Annotated in this window: 3 protein-coding genes; all 3 read left to right on the top strand. The window is 40.4% G+C overall.

Annotation, left to right across the window (positions count from 1 at the left end; genetic code table 11):
• Window positions 1-506, top strand: a 506-nt coding sequence (locus A3757_RS18170; protein ID WP_231878316.1) for a DNA sulfur modification protein DndB, incomplete at its 5' end; no start/stop codon positions are given.
• Window positions 496-2,121, top strand: coding sequence for a DNA phosphorothioation system sulfurtransferase DndC (dndC, locus tag A3757_RS18175; RefSeq protein ID WP_068740048.1), 1,626 nt, complete (start codon window positions 496-498; stop codon window positions 2,119-2,121). The genes A3757_RS18170 and dndC, both read left to right, overlap by 11 nt.
• Window positions 2,118-3,288: DNA sulfur modification protein DndD (gene dndD / locus A3757_RS18180; protein ID WP_068740050.1), on the top strand; the 1,171-nt coding region annotated here is incomplete at its 3' end. The genes dndC and dndD, both read left to right, overlap by 4 nt.

Raw genomic sequence — 3,288 nt, forward strand, 5'->3', positions numbered from 1 at the left:
CAGATCTTGAAAATAGCAGCCTATCAAAGAAGAGTAACAAACTGTTCACCTTAAGTAGTATCAAACACGCAAACAGAGCTCTATTGAAAAAGAAACGAAAAGATAAGCTAACCGAATCAGATGTCGAAATAGCAAAAGCTTTTTGGACTCAGTTATCACAAGCTCTACCATTCTGGAAGCTAGTAAGAGAAGGAAAAATAGCAGCCTCTTCAGTCCGCGAAGACAACCTATTTAGTCACGGCATCATCATTCAAGCCATTGCTACTTTAGGAAGCTACCTACTTTCCCAGCATCCAGAAAATTGGCAGAACTATGTTAAACAGCTTGAAGATGTCAATTGGAGTAAAAGCAACCATTTATGGGATGGGCGTTCAATCATATTTGGTCGCATGACAAAAACTAAAAGTGCCAACCTACTAACAGTAAATGCATTAAAGCTGCATTTAGGAATAGAGTTAGACCCAGAAGAAAAAGTTCTTGAGGATAGTTTTAATAATGACAAGTAAGGAATTCGCATACCAAACCCTAGGCGAAATGGTTAATCAGGAACAGATAAATGGCTTATCCCTGCGTGCCTACGTAGATGAAATAAAGAGTTTATATCAAGAAAACACCACTCCGTGGGTTATTGGTTATAGCGGCGGCAAAGATTCAACCGTAACCCTAGAGTTGATTTATTTAGCATTAGTAGAACTTCCCCAAGAGCTTCGAACAAAACCCGTGTTTGTCGTGTGCTCAGACACTTTAGTAGAAACTCCGGTTGTTGTTGACCTAATCTCCGAAACACTAGATTTAGTGAATAAAAAAGCAAAAAAGGACAATATTCCTCTAACGGCACACCTCGTATCGCCGAAGATAGATAAAACTTTCTGGGTGAATCTGCTTGGAAAGGGATACCCTGCTCCCACCCCTATGTTCAGGTGGTGTACGGAGAACATGAAGATTAACCCCGTCAGCGACTTTATTAAAAACACAGTTTCAAAATACGGTGAAGTGATTGTTATTCTTGGGGCTCGTAAAGAAGAAAGCTCAAGTCGGGCCCAGGTAATAGCGCGGCACAGAATTGACGGTTCAAGATTAAATAAACATAGCAATCTACCAAATGCATTCGTCTATACCCCCATAGAAGACTGGACTGCTGACGATGTTTGGTTGTTCTTAATGCAAAGCCCAACACCTTGGAACACTTCGAACCGTCCTTTGTTCGAGCTTTATAAAGACTCAAATCAAGGGGAATGCCCATTAGTAATAGACACCTCAACACCGTCTTGCGGCAATTCACGATTTGGTTGCTGGACATGTACAGTTGTCACAAAAGATAAAGCCATGCAAAGTCTTATTCTGAGCGGTGAAGAATGGATGCAAGAACTAGCTGACTTCCGAGATAAACTTACGCTAAGCAACCATGAAGATAAACGCCATGAGCTAAGGAACTTTAAACGCAGGACCGGTAAAGTCACTTATTATTCCGCAAATAGAATCGATGAAGACGGCGAAAAAGAAGCACAAGTCGTTCGAGGACCACTTTACCTAAAAGTTCGCCAGCAATGGCTAAAGGAGCTCTTAACTATACAAAAAGGGTTAAGAGGAACGGAGCATGAAATGGAATTAATCACTCCGGCGGAGTTACATCAAATTCGTCAAGAATGGTTAAATGACCCAAATGAGCCAGACTGGACCGACTCGCTTCCTCGAATATACAGTGAAGTTTTCAACGAGAACCTAGACTGGGTAGAAAATGATTCTGGCGCATTTACTCAACCAGATGCAGAGCTACTAGAAGAGCTAGCAATTAAATATCAAACATCCCCTCATTTGGTCATGAAGCTTTTAGACTTAGAGATATCTTTGGACGGTCTTAGTCAACGAAGTGGTATCTTCAAAAAAATGGGAAGTATTCTCAAGCAAGACTGGGACGATCTTGAGAGTATATTGGAAAAGAGAAGTGAAATTGTAGACACCTCTAACTACAAAGATGTAATCAAGCAGCAGGTTTCTTTCGAAGGTAACAAATCTGAAGGAAAACATAGAAATATTTATGAAGAAGCTAGTGATAGACTTACTCGCGAACACGAATATTACGGCAATATTCTCAAAGAAATGGAAGGAAATAACTCATGATTCTGAAAGAAGTCATTGTTCATAATTTTAGAGTTTTTTCTGGTACCCATCGTTTTGATTTAATGCCAAGAGAAGATGACAATCACAAACGGCCCATCATATTATTTGGAGGCCTGAATGGCTCTGGAAAAACCTCCCTCTTAACTGCTGTCAGGCTTGGTTTATATGGAAAACAAGCCGTTGGAAAAGGCATCACTATAAAAGACTATCATGAGTACTTAGCGAGTAGTCTTCACAAAACACCAGAATCTGTCGTTCCTATTACAGACGCACGTGTAGAGCTCATATTCAATTATGCTAGACAAGGAATCATCGAAGAGTTCCGCGTAATAAGGTCATGGTCTATTAAAGGACAAACGTGTCGAGAGAACATCTTGATTCACAGAAATGGAGTTTATCTTGAAGAATTCAACTCTGAGCAATGCCAAGCGTTTCTGAATGAGCTTATTCCAATAGGTGTTTCCGATTTATTCTTTTTTGATGGTGAAAAAATTGCTGACCTGGCTGAGGATGAATCGGGCAAAACGCTTCAAACTGCAGTAAAGAAGCTTTTGGGATTAGATATTATTGAACGCTTACGCAATGACCTATCTCTGTATCTCAGAAGAGAAAACAAACTTACTCTTCCTGAGAAAATACAAGCAGATATAGACGCACATGAAAATGAGATGATTCAGGTCATGGCAGCGAAAGATGAAGCTAAAAGCGACTATGAACGTTTTAAGAGCGAATTACTCGACATTCAAAGACAGATAGATGCGAATAACCTGGCAATCGATAGTCAGGGTGGTGCATGGGCGTCCTCTCGACGAAAAGAAGAACAAAACCAAGATCGACTCATTGCTCAAAAACGCCAACTAGAAAAAGCGCTATTAGACGAAATGTCCGGTGCATATCCACTATCCTTCGCAAAAAAGACACTAACAGACCTCTTACAGAAGCTAAAAGACTCATCGGAAAAGCGTAAAAAGCAAGACACTGCTCTTCTAATTTCGGATCGATTAGAAAGCATCAAATCGATGATTCGTACTCGTCTCTCAGACAACGAATCTAGAGAAATTACGGATGATGTTTTGAATACTGGTTTTTCTGATTTGCTACAACCCTCTCACGAAAAGATACCAGAACACCTTGACCTCTCTGACTCCGAGATTGCTCGCTATGAGC

This window comes from Oleiphilus sp. HI0117, assembly GCF_001635235.1.